The 18,651-nt window shown below is 57.9% G+C and carries 13 protein-coding genes and 3 pseudogenes; 4 read left to right on the top strand and 12 right to left on the bottom strand.

Annotated features, from left to right (window positions below; translation table 11 throughout):
* The first annotated feature begins 190 nt into the window (after positions 1 to 190).
* From P6U16_RS24685 to P6U16_RS24695, 3 genes are all read left to right on the top strand, one after another.
* A complete protein-coding gene (locus tag P6U16_RS24685) occupies positions 191 to 808 on the top strand; it encodes a hypothetical protein (protein WP_277704101.1) in 618 nt (205 codons plus the stop codon).
* 308 nt (positions 809 to 1,116) lie between these two features.
* A complete protein-coding gene (locus tag P6U16_RS24690; RefSeq protein ID WP_277704102.1) occupies positions 1,117 to 2,661 on the top strand; it encodes an FAD-dependent monooxygenase in 1,545 nt (514 codons plus the stop codon).
* A 172-nt stretch (positions 2,662 to 2,833) separates the two neighbouring features.
* Complete coding sequence (locus P6U16_RS24695) at positions 2,834 to 3,019, top strand: hypothetical protein (protein ID WP_277704103.1); 186 nt, start codon at positions 2,834 to 2,836, stop codon at positions 3,017 to 3,019.
* Positions 3,020 to 3,187: 168 nt separating this feature from the next.
* Here P6U16_RS24695 and P6U16_RS24700 read toward each other — a convergent pair.
* The 9 genes and pseudogenes from P6U16_RS24700 to hmgA form a co-directional block, all read right to left on the bottom strand.
* A pseudogene (locus P6U16_RS24700) lies at positions 3,188 to 4,068 on the bottom strand (AraC family transcriptional regulator).
* Positions 4,069 to 4,224: 156 nt separating this feature from the next.
* The gene (locus P6U16_RS24705; protein ID WP_277704104.1) at positions 4,225 to 5,880 is read right to left on the bottom strand and encodes an IS66 family transposase; all 1,656 of its coding nucleotides are present in this window, start codon (positions 5,878 to 5,880) and stop codon (positions 4,225 to 4,227) included.
* Positions 5,881 to 5,925: 45 nt separating this feature from the next.
* Positions 5,926 to 6,273: an IS66 family insertion sequence element accessory protein TnpB gene (gene tnpB, locus P6U16_RS24710; protein ID WP_277704105.1), complete on the bottom strand. Its 348-nt coding sequence runs from the start codon at positions 6,271 to 6,273 to the stop codon at positions 5,926 to 5,928.
* Positions 6,270 to 6,680, bottom strand: coding sequence for a transposase (locus P6U16_RS24715; RefSeq protein ID WP_277704106.1), 411 nt, complete (start codon positions 6,678 to 6,680; stop codon positions 6,270 to 6,272). The genes tnpB and P6U16_RS24715 overlap by 4 nt, the downstream gene beginning before the upstream one ends.
* A 43-nt stretch (positions 6,681 to 6,723) precedes the next feature.
* Positions 6,724 to 7,644, bottom strand: coding sequence for an AraC family transcriptional regulator ligand-binding domain-containing protein (locus P6U16_RS24720; RefSeq protein ID WP_277704107.1), 921 nt, complete (start codon positions 7,642 to 7,644; stop codon positions 6,724 to 6,726).
* A 418-nt stretch (positions 7,645 to 8,062) separates the two neighbouring features.
* Positions 8,063 to 10,004: pseudogene (locus P6U16_RS24725) on the bottom strand (acetoacetate--CoA ligase).
* Positions 10,005 to 10,084: 80 nt separating this feature from the next.
* A pseudogene (maiA, locus tag P6U16_RS24730) lies at positions 10,085 to 10,728 on the bottom strand (maleylacetoacetate isomerase).
* 10 nt (positions 10,729 to 10,738) lie between these two features.
* Positions 10,739 to 11,755: a fumarylacetoacetate hydrolase family protein gene (locus tag P6U16_RS24735; protein WP_277704108.1), complete on the bottom strand. Its 1,017-nt coding sequence runs from the start codon at positions 11,753 to 11,755 to the stop codon at positions 10,739 to 10,741.
* A gap of 58 nt (positions 11,756 to 11,813) precedes the next feature.
* Entirely contained in the window at positions 11,814 to 13,112 is a 1,299-nt protein-coding gene (gene hmgA, locus P6U16_RS24740; protein ID WP_277704109.1) for a homogentisate 1,2-dioxygenase, read from the bottom strand.
* A gap of 135 nt (positions 13,113 to 13,247) precedes the next feature.
* Between hmgA and P6U16_RS24745 the strand changes: the two genes are divergently transcribed.
* Positions 13,248 to 13,694, top strand: coding sequence for a MarR family transcriptional regulator (locus P6U16_RS24745; RefSeq protein ID WP_277704818.1), 447 nt, complete (start codon positions 13,248 to 13,250; stop codon positions 13,692 to 13,694).
* Between the two features lie 233 nt (positions 13,695 to 13,927).
* Here the strand turns inward: P6U16_RS24745 and P6U16_RS24750 are convergent, their stop codons facing one another.
* The 3 genes from P6U16_RS24750 to P6U16_RS24760 form a co-directional block, all read right to left on the bottom strand.
* On the bottom strand, positions 13,928 to 15,334 hold the full coding sequence (locus P6U16_RS24750; RefSeq protein ID WP_277704110.1) for an aldehyde dehydrogenase family protein: 1,407 nt from the start codon (positions 15,332 to 15,334) through the stop codon (positions 13,928 to 13,930).
* A gap of 149 nt (positions 15,335 to 15,483) precedes the next feature.
* The gene (locus tag P6U16_RS24755) at positions 15,484 to 16,512 is read right to left on the bottom strand and encodes a helix-turn-helix domain-containing protein (RefSeq protein WP_277704111.1); all 1,029 of its coding nucleotides are present in this window, start codon (positions 16,510 to 16,512) and stop codon (positions 15,484 to 15,486) included.
* A 131-nt stretch (positions 16,513 to 16,643) separates the two neighbouring features.
* Positions 16,644 to 18,635, bottom strand: coding sequence for a primary-amine oxidase (locus P6U16_RS24760; RefSeq protein WP_277704112.1), 1,992 nt, complete (start codon positions 18,633 to 18,635; stop codon positions 16,644 to 16,646).
* Positions 18,636 to 18,651 lie beyond the last annotated feature (16 nt).

Below are 18,651 nucleotides of genomic sequence, written 5' to 3' on the forward strand. Positions count from 1 at the left end.
CATTTAAGGGCTTATTTAGCATTTATCTGGTTCGAGCTATGTCATCCTTTTCGGACGACAAACAACGTCGGAACGTCTTCTCACGAACCGGCGTCGTTGAGCCGTTGCTCACCTGAATTTTGAACCCAGGGCACGGCAACCTCACCCATTTCGATTGATAAGACCCATCGGGCTATGCGATGTTCCGCTTATGTCGTTGGAAGAATACTTTTCCGGCAGGGGCGCCGAGCGTCTTCTGCGATCGCTTTCGGAATGCCTGCATTCAGTGGGCACTGAGGGATTCAATACAAGCTTTCTCAAACTCACCGAACACGTCGTCAAGGCCGACCAATGTATGGTATTTTCGTACCGCGCTGACAGGCCCGAATGCTATTTGTCATTCAACAGGCGTCAGAGCAAAAATGCGGCGAACCTCGCTGCGAAATATCTGCGGTCGGCCTATCGGGAAGATCCGGTTGTCAAATATTTAGACAAAGTACAAACGGTCAATGAAATGCGAATTTTGCGCCTTTCCGACCTCAGGGCGGAGATGCCGGAACATTATTATCAAACATTCTTTCGAGCGAGTGGCATCGTGGACAAGATTGTCGTCATAGTCGGCACCAAGGAAGAGGCTCTTGCACTCAATTTCTATCGGTTCACGGAGAGCGGCGCGTTTACCGTGAGCGATGAGAGCCTGCAAATTCCCTTTTGGCAAATCGTTTCGAAAATAGCCCTTCTGCACTATACAGGGAAGAAGGCCGCTCAGCTTCGCAGTCCCTTGAATTCGCTGTCAAAACGGGAAAAAACATTTGCGAATCCATGCTAAAGGGGCTGGCGTCAGATGCAATCGCCTGGAAGCTCAATATCTCTGTCAACACCGTCAAGACATACCGGCAACGCGCCTATGCCAAGTTGGGAATCAACTCGAAAGCGGCACTTTTCTCTCTCTGCAACGAGCATACCACCGAAATAGACTGACCTCAGTTCGTGTTTGCTGCCTTGAGTTTTGTCATTCACTGCGCCTTCTGATTTTATGCCAGTTAAGCGTTGGGTAGTTTGGGTACTGTTGAGACATTCCGACGCGCGCTTACCAATCAATCGCCTCCGTGCTTTTTTGGCGTTCCGGCCCACATAATGTCGCCTGTTTTGGGGGACAGACCGGCAATCCCGACCAACGTAAAATCTGAAACTTCGGAGGACGTTAAGGATATCGAGGAGGCGATTTTGAGACCCGCAGGACGCAGCGAAACTGAATCTCGCTATTTTCATTACCCGTACTTCGATGCACCGGGAAAGCAAGTGCACACCGCTGGCCAGACCGCCAAAGTGGCGATCGTCGGCGCGGGCCCAGTTGGAATGACCGCAGCGCTCACATTGGCAAGAGAAGGAATTCCTTCACTTCTTTTCGACAACAAATCGACATTTAATGACGGCAGCCGAGCTATCTGCGTCGCCCGTCCGAGCTATCAGATCCTTCAGCGGCTTGGCATTGCCGCGCCTTTTGTGGAAAAGGCGCTTGGCTGGACGACCGGGCGCTCATTTTATCGCGGGAAGCAAATCCTTGAGTTCAAAATGCCGGACAGCGAGGGCGAAAAGTTTCGCCCCATGTATAACATCCAGCAGCAATATATCGAGGAGTTCCTCTGGAACGCGGTAAGCGCCAACCCACTAATCGAAACACGCTGGCAAAGTTCGGTCGACGGTATCGAGGATAGAAATGACGGCGTCTGCCTGACGGTCAAAGACCCGGACGGCGTTTATTCAATCTGTGCCGAGTGGATCCTAGCTTGCGACGGTGCGCGAAGCAATATCCGTGCAAAGAGGGGACTGCGTCTTCAGGGCCAGAATTTTGAAGGTCGTTATGTCATCGCCGACGTGCAGATGGACCATGACTATCCCACGATACGACGAGCGCTTTTCGACCCACGCTGCCGTCCCGGCGGGACCGTCCTGATCCACCGGCAGCCGGACAATATCTGGCGTATCGACTACCAACTTAGCGAAAACGAGGCTACCGAGGACGCGATAAGGGAAGACAAGGTTCGGCAAAGTGTAACGGCCGTTCTCGATGAGATCGGTCATACCGGGCCGTGGGAGTTGGAGTGGTGGAGCGTTTACTCGGCCAATACGTTAGCTCTCGCTGATTATCGCGACGGGCGTGTGTTTTTCGCCGGCGACAGCGCGCATGTCGTTCCGATTTTTGGCGTTCGCGGCCTGAACAATGGCGTTGCCGACGCGGCCAATATCGGCTGGAAACTCGGGTGGGTGCTAAACGGCAAGGCTGGCGAGGCTCTGCTCGACACTTACTCGCCGGAGCGGCGTGGCGCGACACTCGACGTCTTTGCCAATGCTTCTAAGAGCGCCCGTTTCATGACACCGAACACGCATGGTTGGAGGCTTATGCGAGATGCCGCACTTTCGCTCGCTCTCGATCATCCCTTCGCTGGCGCTCTGGCAAATCCCCGCCAGATGACCGCCTATACCTACAGCGACAGCCCCGCCGTCGCACCCGATGACACAAATTTCACCGCAGGCCCGGTGGCTGGATCAGTATTCCAGGATGTAGGTTTAAATGGCGGACATCTTTCCGAAAAGCTCGGACACGGCTTTACGGTACTTTGTTTCGACGAGGAACTTTCGGCGCGTCTTGAGGACGCATTTACCCCGGGGCGGATGTGACTGTTCTGTCACTGCCCTGTGGTTCTCCTATCGCAGATGCCTACGGTGCAGTGAACGGAACTGTCTATCTCATACGGCCGGACACGCATATCGCAGGTCGATGGGCCAAAGCCGACGTGGCAACAGTTTTGGATGCTTATCGCATTGCAACCTGCCAGCAAGGAACCGCCTAATGACCGTCGATGAAATAGAAGCCATTTACGACGCGATCGCTATAAAGATAGATGAAGTCGGCGAAGGCCAAGCAGAACTCTACCTGGCAAAGCTGTCGCTTCTTCTCGCTGAAGCGACAGGAGAACGGCAGACTGCGATGAAGTGCGTCTCCGACGCGGCTTCCGGTTTGATCCCATCGGCTTGATCCCATCGCGCAGGAAAATCGTAACTATCCGGTGAAGGCCGCTACGGTTTCGCCTGATGGAATGCTCACGTTTAGCGAACGCGCTGTTTAGCCGGATCGGGAGGTTCGGGTTGAAAGCTGCTTGTCCGCCGCTGCGGACAGAAACGGACAAGCCGCCACAGAGGTTCGCTATTTCAGGGGCAGGAAGAGCTCTGCCACCGCTGCATGTTCAGGTGCTTCGGGAAAGAAGGTGAGACGCTGGCAATACAGGGGAAATCCCTAGCTTCCTCGCCACTGGCCGGCAGCCAATCGCGATAGAGATAAAGCGCGGCAGGCTCCAGATCATCAGTGTTGCCGACGACTTTCAGCACGGCGCAACGGCCGCCGGGGATCATGCCCGCCTCGATATGCTCTCCATTCGTCTTGATCGGCTGATCGGTGCTGACACAAAGGTCCAGCCGATACTCGTCCGGAGACGTCACCCGCGGATCGGAATGGAAGATGTTGAAAGTCAAACTGGTCTTCGGATTCAGGCCAGTGGCTTTGCGCCATGCTATGAAGCGTTTGATCGTGTCGCCGATCCTTGCCGGATCACCTCGGTGTTTCATGATCGCGACAGGGGTCGGAGACACCTCGCGGATTTCGATGTCATTGGCTGCAAATGTCCTTTGCATAAGCTTACTCCTTGCTTGGTTGAGAGGCCATAGGGCCGCAAGCCACGGCTCCCAATCGGGAGATTTCCTGAACTGCGAAGGCGACTGGCTGAACCGTTGCCGAAATGCGCGGGCAAAGGCGTCAGGAGCTTCGTAGCCGGCATCCATCGCTATCTCGGTCACGCTGTCTACGTCTCTGTAGGCAAGCCTGTAGGATGCCCGCTTCATGCGGAGGAGCTGGATATAGCGATGCACAGACAGCCCAAAGGCCGCCGCGAACTGCCGATGGAAATGATACTTGGAGAAGGCGGCCACGCAGCTCAACTCGTCCAGGTCCAGATTGCGGTCGAGATGCTGATCAATGTGATCTAGGACCCGTTGCATCCGGGCATGATAGTTTCGAAGCGTCGTCGTCATTATCCTGTCCTTACCGTGGCAGGATCAAATAGCCCCGCACAAATGCTGTGCGCTCGACCGATCTTGCGGATTATCAGGCTTGGCTGCTCAGCATTTACGTCGGCCTATGAGGTAGCCATCCGGCAGGGGGTGTCGGAATCCACTGTGGAGCGCACATTATGCCGCCTGAGCGTTCAGCGTCTTCGGTATCCAGTTCCACGGCAGCAATTGCTCCAGCCTGCTGATCGGCGTGTCCGCAATGTTGGCGAGGACGTCGGCGAGCCAGGCCTGCGGGTCGATGTCATTGAGCTTGGCGCTCATGATCAGTGTCGCCATGAACGCCGCACGTTCAGCACCACGATCCGATCCGGCGAAGAGCCATGACTTCCTGCCGAGTGCAAAGCCTCTGAGCGCTCGTTCGGCAGCATTGTTCGTCAGGCAAATCCGGCCGTCATCGAGGAATGACGTAAAGCCATCCCATCGCTTGAGCATGTAATCTATCGCCTCGGCGACGGGAGAACTGCGCGACAGTTTTGCCCGCTCAATTTGGAGCCAATCATGCAGCTCTTCGGCGAGTGGCAGGCTGTCCCCTCGGCGCCGCTCCAGGCGTTGGTCGGCGGCAAGACCGTTGATCTCCCGTTCAATATCGAACAGGGCATCGATCCGTTTGACGGCCTCCAGTGCCATCGGCGAGATCGGCGCGGCTTTGCTGCCACGTTTGGCGTTCGCGGCCATGTCAGCCAGCACGAAGAACTTGCGGCGTGAATGTGCCCAGCAGAGTGCTTGGCGCAGAGGCGCGGGATCGCGATTGACCTTGAACAGCGGATTGTAGCCGCCATAGGCATCCGCCTGCAGAATGCCGGTGAAGGTCTTCAGGTGGCGTGCGGGATGCTCCTGTCGCCGGTCTCGCGACGCGTAGAACAGAGCTGCTGGCGGTGACAGCCCGCCAAACGGCCGGTCATCCCGGACATAGGTCCAGATGCGGCCCGTATCGGTCTTTCCCTTCGCCAGGATCGGCACGGTCGTGTCGTCGCCATGCAGTCGCTCGGCGGCCAGGACATGGGCCTCGATCAACGAATGGATTGGCTTCAGGGCCGCGGTGTCAGTACCGACCTGATCGGCAAGCGTCGACAGGCTGAGATCGATCCCCTCTCGGGCATAGCGCTCGCTTTGGCGATTGAGCGGCTGATGCTGGGCGAACTTCTCGAACAGGATCATCGCCAGAAGGTTCGGGCCGGCAAAGCCGCGGGGTGTCACATGGAAGGGTGCTGGCGGCTGCGTGATCTTCTCGCATTCGCGGCAGGAGAACTTCTCCCGCACGGTCTGAATGACCTTCCACTGACGCGGGATGACCTCCAGCGTCTCTGTGATATCCTCACCGAGCTTCGACAGCTTGGCCGAGCCGCAGCAGGAGCAGTTTGTTGGGGCAGCAATGACGACACGTTCGCGTGGCAGATGCTCGGGAAACGGCTTGCGTGAAGGACGCTTGCGCTCGAAGGCCCTGACGGTCGAGCCCTTGGCAACCATCTCCGCCGCGAGCTCGTCTTCGCCGGCATCAGCTTCGAGTTCTTCGAGTTGCAGTTCCATCTGGTCGAGAAGCCGCGCCTTGCGCTCCGAGCGACTGCCGTAAAGCTCTCGGCGGACCTTCTCGATCTCCAGCTTCAACCGTGCGATCAGCGCCTCGGAATGTGACACGAGCGCCTTTGCGCTCGCAGCTTCCGCCTTGGCAGTCGCCGCTTCTACCTCGGCAACAACACGCCGCGAACGCTCTTCGGCCAGCAGTGCGAGCGCACTGGCAAGGTCATTTGGAAGCTGGTCGACGGGGTTGCTCATGGGGAGATGGAATCATATTCGCCCCCGCCATTCCAGTGTTTTTGCTCATCCAGCCGATGTTGGTCGCCAGGTCCTTTGCGGCATCCGCCAGTCGATGCCTTCCAGCAGATAACCGAGCTGCCCAGGCGTAATCACGACGGTCCCATCTGCCGCCGACGGCCATATGAAGCGTCCCCGCTCCAGCTTCTTCGTGAACAGGCAGGCTCCCTGGCCATCATGCCAGATGACCTTGATCAGGCCACCGCCACGACCGCGAAAGACGAACAGATGCCCGCACATCGGATCGCGCTTCAGCGTCTCTTGCACCATCAGCGACAGACCAGGAAAGCCTTTGCGCATGTCCGTATGGCCGGTCGCCAACCAGACCTTCACACCAGCAGGAACCGGGATCATCGCCGACCCAGCACAAAATCGAGAATGCGGCCAAGCGCCTCCGTGTCTATGTCGCTGTCCACACGGACACGGCGACCGCGGCCCAGCTCAATCGTCACATCGCTACGCTTCCGGCGGGACTGCGATGGGGCTGGCGCTTCTAAGGCGGCTGGCTGGGCTGCCGGCGCGGCCTCCGACACGATCACGGGCACCAAGGTGTTCGCCACCTGAAGCGACGGCTCCTCGATCCGGCAGAGTTCCTTGCGCCACCGAAAGAGCTGGCTCACGTGGATGCCGGCCGATCGCGCAATCTCGGAAAGAACCGCACCAGGCTCAAGGCAGGCTGCAACGAGCCGCTCTTTGTCCTCGCGAGACCAGCGCCGGCGGCGCTCGACAGACGTGATGACCTCAATCGGATGCTTCGTCATAGGACTACTCCTAGTGTTTGCACTAGGACTTCCGATGTTCGCATCAACCTCGCAAGACGGCCCTCCCCGGGGGCTTACGGAAAATCGAACCAACACGCTTCAACGCCAGCTTATTGGCCCCAATTCTCCTTGTCCTGCCAGCGTCTCCGAGCTCGCCAAAATACGGTTGAATCGGCATAGCCGAGCGCGTCCGCGATGCGAATTTTTTGAGACTTGCATCAATTTGTTTTTGAGCGAGTTCTCGACGGTGGCACTCAACTAGCTCCCGCAGAGACGTTCCCTCATGCTGGAGGCGGCGTTGCAAGGTTCGCTGTGTCACGCCGAGATCCTCTGCGATCAAGGCAATGGTGATACGCCTATATCCCAGGTGCATTCCGATCAACGAGTTCACCCGGTCCCGCAAGGACTTGCTCTCTTTAATCGAGAGATCGTTAATATGCCGCTCTAGGATCGAAACGAGTGCGGGATCTTCACTCCGGAAGATCCGTTGGGCATCTGCCTTGGTAATGACAAGGCGGTTACTTGACTGCCCGAATTTTACGGAAGTTTTGAAAATCTTATCAAGCTCGTTTGTCCTATTCGGCGGCTCGGGATGCTCGAAATGTATTTCCGCAGGCTGCCAATTGCGCGAGAAGCAAAGGCGAATGAGTTGGCAGCATATGGAGAGCGTAAACTCGCTATCTTGCCGCCGAGGCCACAAGTTTGGGACGGAAATCTGGTAATTCCAAACGTAATTGTCTCCAATCTCTTGAAACCCACTTGACGTCCCACCTTGAATGGCAGTGACATAAAGCGTGAGGCGATCAACCGCTTCACGGATCGTTGGAGAAATTGAGAAAAGCACTCCAGCTGGACCTAAATCACCTGGAGTTACTTTCGTACCGAGAACTGCGCCCAGATTCCCCAAACCGCTCAATCTTGCGGCGTCCTCAAAAAGTGAGACGTATAATGCAAGCGGGACCATGGCGTAGGGATCAGTGAATTGCCCCGGAGCATTCCATGGCGAGCAAGTAGCGCATCGACATGGAGGCCAGTTTCCTCAATCTGTGTAAGAATTGGGATAAGCACCGACGCACGAATAGCTGCTACCGTGGACAATGTGACCTCCAAGAAGAGCTCTCACCGATATGCTCAGTTTCTGAAAGCTGTGGCGCAATATATCGAAGTCCCGGCTTAATGTACAATATCGCTGGTTATCGGTCCGACCTACCCCTCTTGAAAAGAAGCAATTCTGGGACGGGTTCGTCGAGAGACGAAGTTCACATATCACTGGCAGTACGCGCGTGGCCGTGGTCGCCCCCGTCGAAGTCTTTATTCGCTACGTTCTGCTTCTGCCTAATGCTGTATCAAGTTCGGTACCTAGGGCAGGCACCACTCATATATCACGTTTCGAGATCGGAAAGACCGGCGTATAAGTCCAGCGCTTCGGGATTGGCGAGGGCTTCCTTGTTCTTTACCGGTCGGCCGTGGACAACGTCGCGCACAGCCAGTTCGACGATCTTGCCGGACTTCGTGCGCGGGATATCGGCAACTTGTATGACCCTTGCGGGCACATGGCGCGGCGAGGCACCGGTGCGGATGCGGGTCTTAATAGACTTCACCAGATCGTTGTCGAGAATTCGGCCGTTTGATAGGTGTACAAAGAGGATGATACGTACGTCGTTGTCCCATTCCTGGCCGATGCATATTGCCTCAACGATCTCGTCCATCTGTTCGATCTGATTATAGATTTCCGCAGTGCCAATGCGGACCCCGCCTGGGTTAAGTGTCGCGTCGGAGCGACCGTGGATGACGATGCCGTCATGTTCGGTCCATTCAGCGAAGTCGCCGTGGCACCAGACGTTTTCGAAACGCTCAAAATAAGAGCTGCGGTACTTTTTACCGTCAGGATCGTTCCAGAACATGATCGGCATAGACGGGAACGCCTTGGTACAGACAAGTTCGCCCTTTTCGCCGCGCACCGGCCTACCGTCGTCGCCCCATACATCGACCGCGAGCCCGAGGCCTGGCCCCTGAATTTCACCGCACCAGACCGGCTTCAGCGGATTGCCGAGCACGAACGACGAAACGATATCCGTTCCACCGGAAATAGAGGCAAGATGCACGTCGCTCTTGATGCCTTGGTAAACGAAGGAAAAGCCTTCCGGTGACAGTGGCGAGCCGGTAGATGTCAGCAGTCGAAGCATCGAGAGGTCATGACTCTCCTTGGGTACGAGGCCGCCCTTGCGGACCGCGTCAATATATTTCGCCGAGGTGCCAAAGACGGCGAACTTCTCATCCTGTGCATAGTCGAACAGGACGTTGCCATCCGGGGCAAAAGGAGATCCGTCGAAAAGACAGAGGGTGGCGCCGAGCGCGAGTCCCGATACGAGCCAGTTCCACATCATCCAGCCGCAGGTAGTGAAATAGAAAAGCCGCTCACCAGGCTCCAGGCTGCAATGGAGTCGGTGCTCCTTCAGGTGTTGAAGAAGGGTGCCGCCCGCTGAATGGACGATGCATTTTGGTACACCGGTCGTACCGGAAGAAAAAGAATGTAGAGCGGGTGCGAGAAAGGCAGTGGCTGGAATTCTACCATTTTCGCCTCATAGGGCGCAGTTAAATCGGCGAGCGTACAGCCATCGGCAAGCGCGGCTGCGAGCGTGGGGGCGTCACCCGCGTAAGGTACCACCATCACTGGAATCTTAAGGGCTCCGGAAACCACCTTCACCTTAGCGGAAACGTCCTGTAACTGACCATTGTACCAATATGCATCGCAAGTGATGTACAGTTTCGGATCGATCTGGCCGAAGCGGTCAAGTACGCCCTGCTCGCCGAAATCCGGAGAACAGGAACACCAGATTGCGCCGATAGAGGTGGCGGCGAGCATGCAGGCGATTGTTTCTGGAATGTTTGGCATCATAGCGGCGATACGATCGCCTTTTCCGATGCCGAGCGCACAGAAAGCCTGCTGCAGGCGGGATACCTCCCCTGCAGTTTGTCCCAGGACCATCGATAGCTTAGTTTATCTTCGCCACGGAAGATCAGCGCATCGCCCGTACCGGTGCGGGAAAGCAGATTTTCGGCGAAGTTCAGCGTGGCGTCGGGAAAGAAGCGGGCGGCCAGCATAACCTCGCTATCGATCAACACACGTTCGCCGCGTTTGCCCTTGACGCCACAATAATCCCACACCAGAGACCAGAAGTCGCCACGCTCTGCGATCGACCAAGCATGCAACTGATCGAACGTCGCAAAGGTTTGCTTGAACCTCGAATTACATGCTTTAAGAAAATCATGCATCGGACTGACAGCATCCGACGGAGTCCACAGAAGAGGGCCAGTGCTCATAGTTAGGTCGGTCTCCGAGGGATCATAAGTTGTTCGATATCTGCGTTATCGTAAACCAAGCGGACTGGGCTTCAGATTGGTCACGTCGTTTTTGTCGGCGAAATCGGCCGTGCATTTGCAAAGGGTTTCAATGCGGCCGCTCTGTCGGCAATTTCCAGTGTGCGTGGAGAGGCGGAGAGATCGACATTCCAGCGGCGGGCATTGTAGATCTGCGGTACGAGGCAGAGATCGGCCATGCTTGGCTGGTCGCCATGGCAGAAATCGCCGGTTGCCGGATGGTCGAGCAGGCGTTCGAAGGCAGTCAAGCCTTCGCCGATGAACTTGCGCATCCAGGCTGCGCGCGCCGCATCCGGATGGCTCGATTGCTGCATCACGTGAGCGACGACGCCGAGATTGCAGGTCGGGTGGATGTCCATGGCGATCGCATAGGACAGCGCCCGGACGCGATGGCGGCCAAGCGGATCGACGGGTAGAAGGGTACTGTCTGGCCGGGTCTCGGCGAGATATTCGATGATAGCGAGCGACTGCGTCAGCATATGGCCGTCGATTGACAGAGCGGGAACTAGCCCTTGCGGATTGCGGGCAAGGTGATCCTTCTGCTTGTGTTCTCCGCTCAGCAGATCGACGGGCACGGGATCGTGGGGATTGCCAGCATGTTGAGTGCGATCCGCACCCGGTAGCTGGCCGACGAGCGCCAATAGTCGAACAGAATCGCATCGGTCATCGGCGTTGCCTCAGCAGGGTTCATATTTCGTGATGGTCTGCTCGATCGCCCCGAAGATCGAATGGCCCGCCTTGTTCTTCATTTCGATGCGGACGGTATCGCCGAACTGCATGAACGGCGTGGTCGGCGCACCTTTCTCGATGGTTTCGATGGTGCGGATTTCGGCAATGCAGGAATAGCCGACGCCACCTTGCGAAACCGGCTTCCCGGGACCGCCGTGGAGCTTGTTGGAGACGGTACCCGAGCCAATGATGGTGCCGGCGGAGAGCGGCCGGGTTTTGGCTGCATGGGCAACGAGCTCGCCGAAATCAAAGGTCATATCGATGCCGGCATTGGCGCGACCGAAGGGGTTGCCGTTGAGATCGACGCACAGCGGCAGGTGCAGCTTGCCACCGTCCCAGGCTTCGCCAAGCTCGTTCGGTGTGACGGCAATCGGCGAGAAGGCCGAGGACGGCTTGGACTGAAAGAAACCGAAACCCTTGGCGAGTTCCGCCGGGATCAGTCCACGCAGCGAGACGTCGTTGACGAGCATGATCAGGCGGATGGCTGCCCGCGCCTGTTGGATTGTCGCTGCCATCGGCACGTCATCAACGATGACGGCGATCTCGGCTTCCATATCGATACCATAGGTCTCGTCGGCCATGACGATCGGATCGCGGGGGCTAAGGAACGAGTCCGAGCCGCCCTGATACATCAACGGCTCGGTCCAGAAGGTTGCCGGCATCTCGGCATTGCGGGCCTTGCGCACCAACTCGACGTGATTGACATAGGCCGAACCGTCCGCCCACTGATAGGCGCGCGGCAAGGGAGAGGCGGCTTCGTGTTCGTGGAAGCGAAGGGAGGGCTGGGCGCCGGTTTCCAGACCCTCTGCAACAGCGGCGAGGCGCGGTGCCACATGTTCCCAATCGTCCAGCGCCGCTTGCAGCGTGCGGGCGATATGCCCGACTTCGGAGCAGCGGGTCAGATCTCTGGTAACGACGACCAGACGGCCATCGCGGGTGGAGTCCTTGAGGGTTGCAAGTTTCATATCTTTGAGTTCCATCCTTGAATAATCGGTTGGGTCTGCCGCTATCGCGGAGCGGATGTCACTTGATGCCGGGCGTGCCGTCGAACTTGCGTTCGAGCTCGTCCCAGCATTCGAGATAATCGTCTTGCAACGTCTCGAGCTCTGCGGCGTAGCGGGTCAGTTGCTGCGGATAGCGGGTCTCGAACATGAAGGCCATGGTATGATCGAGTTTCACCGGCTTGAGTTCTGTGCTGGAGGCTTTCTCGAAGCCGGACGCGTCCGGCCCGTGCGGCAGCATCATATTGTGCAGGCTCATGCCGCCGGGTACGAAACCTTCCTCCTTGGCGTCGTATTGACCATGGATCAGGCCCATGAACTCGCTCATGATATTGCGGTGGTACCAGGGCGGGCGGAAAGTATGCTCGGCCACCAGCCAGCGCGGTGGGAAAATGACGAAATCGACGTTGGCGGTGCCTGCCTCTTCCGTCGGCGCCGTCAACACCGTGAAGATCGACGGATCCGGATGATCGAACAGGATGGCACCGACCGGCGAAAATGTCCTGAGATCATATTTGAACGGGGCGTAGTTGCCGTGCCAAGCGACGACATCGAGCGGCGAGTGGCCGATCTCGGTGACATAGAACTTGCCGCACCACTTTACATGCACCCGGCACGGTGTTTCCTTGTCCTCGTAAGCCGCAACCGGGGTCTTGAAGTCGCGCGGATTGGCGAGGCAGTTGGCGCCGATCGGGCCGCGATCCGGCAGGGTGAACTTGGCGCCATAGTTTTCGCAGATGTAACCCCGCCATGTCGAGCCTTCGCCGAGACGCGTGACCTTGAACATCATGCCACGCGGGATCAGGCAGATTTCAGACGGTTCGACGTCGATGATGCCCATTTCGGTGAAGACGCGAATGGTGCCGAGCTGCGGCACCACCAGCAGTTCGCCATCGGCATCGAAAAAATAGTCGTCGATCATGTCGTCGTTGAAGATATAGACATGGGCGGCCATGCCGACCTGGGTCATGACATCGCCGGCGGTCGTCATCGTGCGGACGCCAGAGAGGAAATTGAGCGTTTCCGTCGGTTCCGCGATCGGGTCCCAGCGCAACGGGCCGAGCGCCAGTGAATGATCGTCGAGGCACGGCGCCGATTTCCAGAGGGGATAGCTGGCATTGGAAAAGCGGCGTGTGTGGCGCACGCTCGGGCGGATGCGGTAGAGCCAGGAACGCTCGTTGGTGCCGCGTGGCGCGGTGAACGGCGAGCCGGATAGCTGTTCGGCATAGAGGCCGTAGTTGCATTTCTGCGGGCTGTTCTGGCCCTGCGGCAAGGCGCCGGGAAGGGACTCTGTCTCGAAGTCGTTACCGAAGCCAGGCATATATTGCGTGCTATTGGCCAGCGCATCGATGGCGGCCGTCCGTTTTTTCCAACATGGCTTGATCCTTCTCTACATATTGTTACATACGTAACTGTCTATTTTGTAACTATCAAGGAAGCCAAAAGCGTGCGGCCCATCATCGGCGATTTCGATCTCGAACAGTTCCTACCGTTCCGCCTCAATCGCGCGGCCGAATTCATCGCACTGCGCTTCGCCGCCGCCTACAAGGCGAAGTACGGACTGACACGGCCGGAATGGCGCACATTGGCCGCCTTAGGAAGCTCCGGCCGAATGACGGCCAAAGAGGTCGGGGTCCATTCGACCATGCACAAAACCAAGGTCAGCCGTGCTGTCTTTGCGCTGGAAGAGCGCCGCTGGCTCAAGCGGGCTCAGGATGAGGACGACCGCCGTGTAGAGCATCTGGAGCTGACGGTCGCTGGCGTAAAGGCGTACCGGGACCTGACCCGGCTGGCGCGCGATTATTCGGCAGAGTTGCTCGATCTGGTGGGGCAGGATGGGTTGCTCGCTCTTTCCTCGGGGTTGCTCGCCGTTGAAGAGGCCATGGCCAAACGAGGCGGCTGACATTTTACGATTTGCCGCGCTGGCGAACGGGCAGTCCTTCAAAATCCGTCAGCGTCGCCAGCAAGATGCGTGCTTCGCGGCGGAGACGCGCCACAGGCCATCGACGGCGCACAGGGATCGTGATCTTCGACCAACAACGTCGCATGGCTGCTGGGCTCGGTGGTTATCTTCTATGCATGCCGATACCCGCTCGGTCTACTCGAGTGCCGAACGTGCCCGCCCACGAGTGGCTATCAGGAGAAGACCGTCTGAATGTCGGTGTATTCGGCGAGCCCCTCTTCGCCGAACTCGACGCCGAGGCCGGACGATTTCACACCACCGAAGGGCGCGTTGGGCTGGATCGCGCCATGTTTGTTGATCCAGACAGACCCGCACTGCATCCGAAGTGCCAGCTTACGGGCAGCCTCAATATCGGAGGACCAGATCGAGCCCCCAAGCCCGTTCGGGCTGTCATTTGCTGAGGCTATCGCCTCCTCGATGTCGCTGTAGCGGATGACGGGGAGTACGGGACCGAACTGTTCCTCGTCAACAAGCGGATCGCCATTCTTCAGTCCGGCGACAATAGTCGGCGGAAAGAACAGCCCCTCGCCCGCCTCACCACCCAGCAGAACCTTTCCGCGCGTCTTGGCGTCCTCGACCAACCGCTTCACCTTGTCGAACTGCATCCGATTCTGGATCGGGCCGAGGACGGAGCCCTCGGCCAGTCCATCGCCGACCGGAATTTTCGACGCATAATCAACGAGCGCTTGGCAGACGGCGTCGTGAATATCATCATGCACGTAAAGCCGCTTCATCGCCGCGCAGGTCTGGCCATTGTTGATGAAGCCACCCCAGAACAACCCTTCGGCAATGGCCTTCGGATCTGCGTCCGCGAGCACAATGCCGGCATCGTTGCCGCCAAGTTCGAGCGTCAGCCGCTTCATGGTGGCCGCCGCTGATTGCATCACCTTCTGGCCGGTGGCGCAGGAGCCGGTGAAGACGATCTTGCGGATATCAGGATGGGCCGACATCGCTGCGCCCAGGTTGACCTTCGTATCATCGCCGGTGACGATATTGACGACACCCGGCGGTAGAATCTCGTTGATGATCTGCACCAGGCGCAGCGTCGCCAGTGGCGTGAAGGGAGAAGGCTTGACGACAACAGTGTTGCCTGTTCGAATCGCCGGCAACATATGCCAGACAGCAATCATCACCGGAAAGTTCCAAGGCGTGATCGAGCCGACGACGCCGAGCGGTTTGCGGTGCAGTTCCACGCGACCGGCATTGTCGTTCTGCAGCACCTTGACCGGCAGCGAAAGCCCGGCAGTATAGCCGGCCCAAGCTTGCGCGCCGCCGAGTTCCCAGCGCGAACCGAGCCCGTTGAGTGGCTTTCCCTGCTCCAGCGTTACGAGCCTGGCGAGTTCTTCGGCATGTTCGCCGATTTTGGCGGCGACGGCCAGCGTCGCCTCTTTCAGATCCGCATCAGATTTTTGCGCCCAATCGACAAAGGCACGCTTGGCTGAAGCTACGGCCGTGTCGAGATCGGCAAGCGTTGCGTTGGGTGCCGAGCCGATGGGCTCCCCAGTTGCCGGATTAATCACGATAAAACGATCAACGGTCGTGTGCGCGGATCCGTTGATGACGAGATCGAATTCTTCCATAGCTCTTACCTCCCTGTGTGAATTCTTCAGCGGGGAACATCGGCCCGACCGCGACGAAGCATTTCAATACTTCGACAGTATGCTTCGAACCGGTTTTCCTGCCATCGGCGCTCCCGGCCGTCGGGAGAAATCTGACGCAAATCGGGTCATCAGTCTTGGCATCCAGCGTCAGCCGGCATGGCGTTCGGCGACAGGCCGTCCGTCGAAAAGGCTTCCGAGATCTTCGAAAGATGACCGGGAGCGACGCCGAACCGTCTGCGGAACCCCCTGTAGAAGGAAGAAAGGTCGTTGAAACCGCATTCGAAGGCAATCACAGCGATTTTCTGAGGATGGGTTACGGCGCTGCGGGCCATCAGAGTGGAACGCGCCAGCGCTAGCCTCTTATCGAGAATACGGCCAGACACCGTCTCCCTCACCGCCTCGAAGCGGCGTTGTAGCGTGCGCGGAGAGACGCCGAGGATCCGCGTCAACTCTGTCGGGTCGAAAGCAGGATCCCGCGCCCGCCGATCGATCAGCAGGAAGGCTTCCTCAAGAAGCCGATCATGCTGGCGCTCGCCATCGGCAACATGACTATCTGCGCAACGGAGATAGGCGCCCAGCAGATTCATCAGCGCCTCAGCAAGCAACGCTGCGACCTGCCGGTCCGTGGTCAATAGCTTGCAGACGGTCGCTTTCAACGCAAAAGCCAGCGGATCGTCGCGATCGACACCCACTCCGCCAAAACAGCTCTGCCCGAAACGGGCAAGGGCCTCGTCCCTTGGCAAGTGCACGGAAATCTGCACCGACCTAGCTCCGCTGTAGACGAACCGCGATGGGCGGGTGGAATCGACGAGATACATATCGCCGGGTGCCAGCAAGGTGGCCCTCTCTCCCTGATCGATGACGCACTGACCCTGTTGCTGAACCAGGAGAAACAGATATTCGCCGGGATCGCGACGAATCTGCCGTTGCGTGCGGGTGACGCAATCGGCGTCAAGTGCCACGATAGCCGTATCATAGCCACCGAGACGAAGATTGGTCAGCCCGCCCTCAATACAGTCCCTATGGTCTTTTGAAGGTTCGACGGCGAACCCGCCGCAAATGCCGCGCAGATCGGCTGTGAAATCGTCGATCTCCCACCTGTCGAATGAAACAGGCAACGCTACAGACATCCATTCGCCGGGTATCATTGTCGTCATGTGGTCCTCCTATCCTTTTCATTCAGGTCGCGGAGGGGCGTGCGGGCCACCCACCCACTCACGCACGCGGTCGGATGCAGCCGCGGAGGCCCGAACGAGTTCCTGGACCGGCGCGGCGGTGCAAGGCTACGTCATGAGTGGCAGCACGAGGCTCCTGCTTGGTCTCCGGCCGCCGACGCCTCCCGATTGTCCCTGCTCTGCTCATTCTTCCGAGCAGGTAGGTCCATGGCGATATTGCCGGCGAAGAAGCCGTTCGGCTTCAGTGTAAAGCCCGCATATTCAACTGGCATGATCGGGAAATCCTCCGGTTTGCAGACGTGGGTATGGCCAAAGGAATGCCACAGGACGAGATCGGCATTGTCGATATTGCGGTTCTGCTGCACGTATTTCGGCAGACCGTCGCCGCCGGCATGGACATTGGGATAGTCGCCGCTCGCATATTTTTCGGCCGGATCGAAGGCGGTCACCCAGATGTGCTTCTTGGCGAAACCACCACGCCTCGCGATCGTCGAATCCTCCTGCGCCAGCATCAGTGGCGAGGGCATAACCACCATCTTGTAGCCCGGCGCTTTGCCGACCGAGTTCTTGACATTGGGATTCTGCACCTTCCAGTAACGGCCGGTCTCGCCGTTGGCGATTGCCGGACTATCGAGTTCGCGCTTCAGCACCTTTGTCATCGTGTCGAAGGCGTTGCCGTATGGGTTGTCTTCACCCCAGGGCCGCGGCAGGAACTCATGCTCGGTGACCGTGTTGGGGCCGCCGTCAATATCCATATGCAGGCGGGCATTGAAGAAATGCTGGTGGGTAGGCCCGCCGAGATTGTCGTCCACCATGCCGCCCCAACGATAGGTTTCGCCGGAAGCGATGGCGGCCGTCTGGATGATACCTGTAAGCTTTGCTTCGAGCTGGATCGTGCCATCCTGGTAGAGGTACCAATAGAAGCCATAGTCATAATTGCCTACGGTGGTGAAGAAGGAGATCACCAGCCGCCGTGAACGCCGCATTTCAAAGATGCCGTTGCGGAATTCATAATGCTTCCACAGGACGCCGAAATCCTCCTCGTGCATACAGATGGCATTTTTCATGACGGTCGGCTGACCGAAATCATCAGCCGAGGGCACATCGAAATAATGGATATGGCCAAGGCAGTCACAGCCAAGCTCGAGGCAGTTTGCGAGACGACCGAGACCATATTCCCCGGCGTCGAAGGCGCTCTTCCAGTAGTGGTTCGCGGTCGGGTCAGCATAAGGCACCACCATCTCGGTCACGGAGGCGCGGAAGATCACCGGACGGAGCTTGCCGCCATCCCTGATTCCAAGCTCATGCAACACCAGACCTTCGCGCGGGGTGAAACCGACCCGAAAGCTCCAGTTTTGCCATTCGACCTTCCAGCCGTCGACCGAAAAGCTCGGTCCTTCCGGCTGAACGATATCGAGCGGTTTCACATCCTTGCGGATATCCGGGAAGGCTTCCTGCCCGTAATTGCGTTTCTTCTTTGGTACGGGAACGATTTTCTCGTCATCGACGAGATCGACGACCTCATTCTTCACGAGATCGACCACCGCCACTACACCCTCGACCGGGTGGGCGTAACCATTGTCGCGGATATCCTCGCGCCAATAGGAAACAGCACGCACAATGCGGGCGCCCTTTTCGAAATCGCGACCGAAATAGCCTGAGGAAAAGGGATCAATCTGAACGAGTGGAATATCCTCGTCGGTGATCCCACGTTTCTTGACCGCGGCGATCCAGCGTGGATCGGATTTGACGATGCCCTCCACTGCCTCAAACTCACAGAGCATGACGGGCGGCTGGCCATATGGCGCTTCCTCCAGCGGCAGCCGCGTGTGAGAGGTCACCGCCTTCCGACCCAGATCGACAATCGATTCATGGGTTTCACCCGTAGCGATATCCAGTGAAAGCACAAAAGCCAGGCGGGACAGCAACTGACCAGCCCGGAAATTTGCCATCTCGGTCTTTGTCACCTCCTCCAGCCGTACCATGACAAAGCGAACTGTATCTGCGAGCGACTTTTCGTCCTTGAGGATAGCGACGGCTTCCGCGATTTCCTCGAGGCTAAGAGGATCGAGGGGATATGTCTCGAGTTCGATAACGGCGTCCATTACGGTTGCCTTTCCT

Origin of the sequence: Rhizobium sp. 32-5/1, assembly GCF_029537235.1 — a bacterium.
Lineage (GTDB): Bacteria > Pseudomonadota > Alphaproteobacteria > Rhizobiales > Rhizobiaceae > Pararhizobium.

Coding starts and splice junctions, on each gene's coding strand:
- P6U16_RS24690 (WP_277704102.1), top strand. CDS start 1,117: ATGTCGCCTGTTTTGGGGGACAGACCGGCAATCCCGACCAACGTAAAA.
- P6U16_RS24735 (WP_277704108.1), bottom strand. CDS start 11,755: ATGAAACTTGCAACCCTCAAGGACTCCACCCGCGATGGCCGTCTGGTC.
- P6U16_RS24715 (WP_277704106.1), bottom strand. CDS start 6,680: ATGACGAAGCATCCGATTGAGGTCATCACGTCTGTCGAGCGCCGCCGG.
- P6U16_RS24705 (WP_277704104.1), bottom strand. CDS start 5,880: ATGAGCAACCCCGTCGACCAGCTTCCAAATGACCTTGCCAGTGCGCTC.
- P6U16_RS24755 (WP_277704111.1), bottom strand. CDS start 16,512: ATGACGACAATGATACCCGGCGAATGGATGTCTGTAGCGTTGCCTGTT.
- P6U16_RS24685 (WP_277704101.1), top strand. CDS start 191: ATGTCGTTGGAAGAATACTTTTCCGGCAGGGGCGCCGAGCGTCTTCTG.
- P6U16_RS24720 (WP_277704107.1), bottom strand. CDS start 7,644: ATGGTCCCGCTTGCATTATACGTCTCACTTTTTGAGGACGCCGCAAGA.
- hmgA (WP_277704109.1), bottom strand. CDS start 13,112: ATGCCTGGCTTCGGTAACGACTTCGAGACAGAGTCCCTTCCCGGCGCC.
- P6U16_RS24760 (WP_277704112.1), bottom strand. CDS start 18,635: ATGGACGCCGTTATCGAACTCGAGACATATCCCCTCGATCCTCTTAGC.
- tnpB (WP_277704105.1), bottom strand. CDS start 6,273: ATGATCCCGGTTCCTGCTGGTGTGAAGGTCTGGTTGGCGACCGGCCAT.
- P6U16_RS24695 (WP_277704103.1), top strand. CDS start 2,834: ATGACCGTCGATGAAATAGAAGCCATTTACGACGCGATCGCTATAAAG.
- P6U16_RS24750 (WP_277704110.1), bottom strand. CDS start 15,334: ATGGAAGAATTCGATCTCGTCATCAACGGATCCGCGCACACGACCGTT.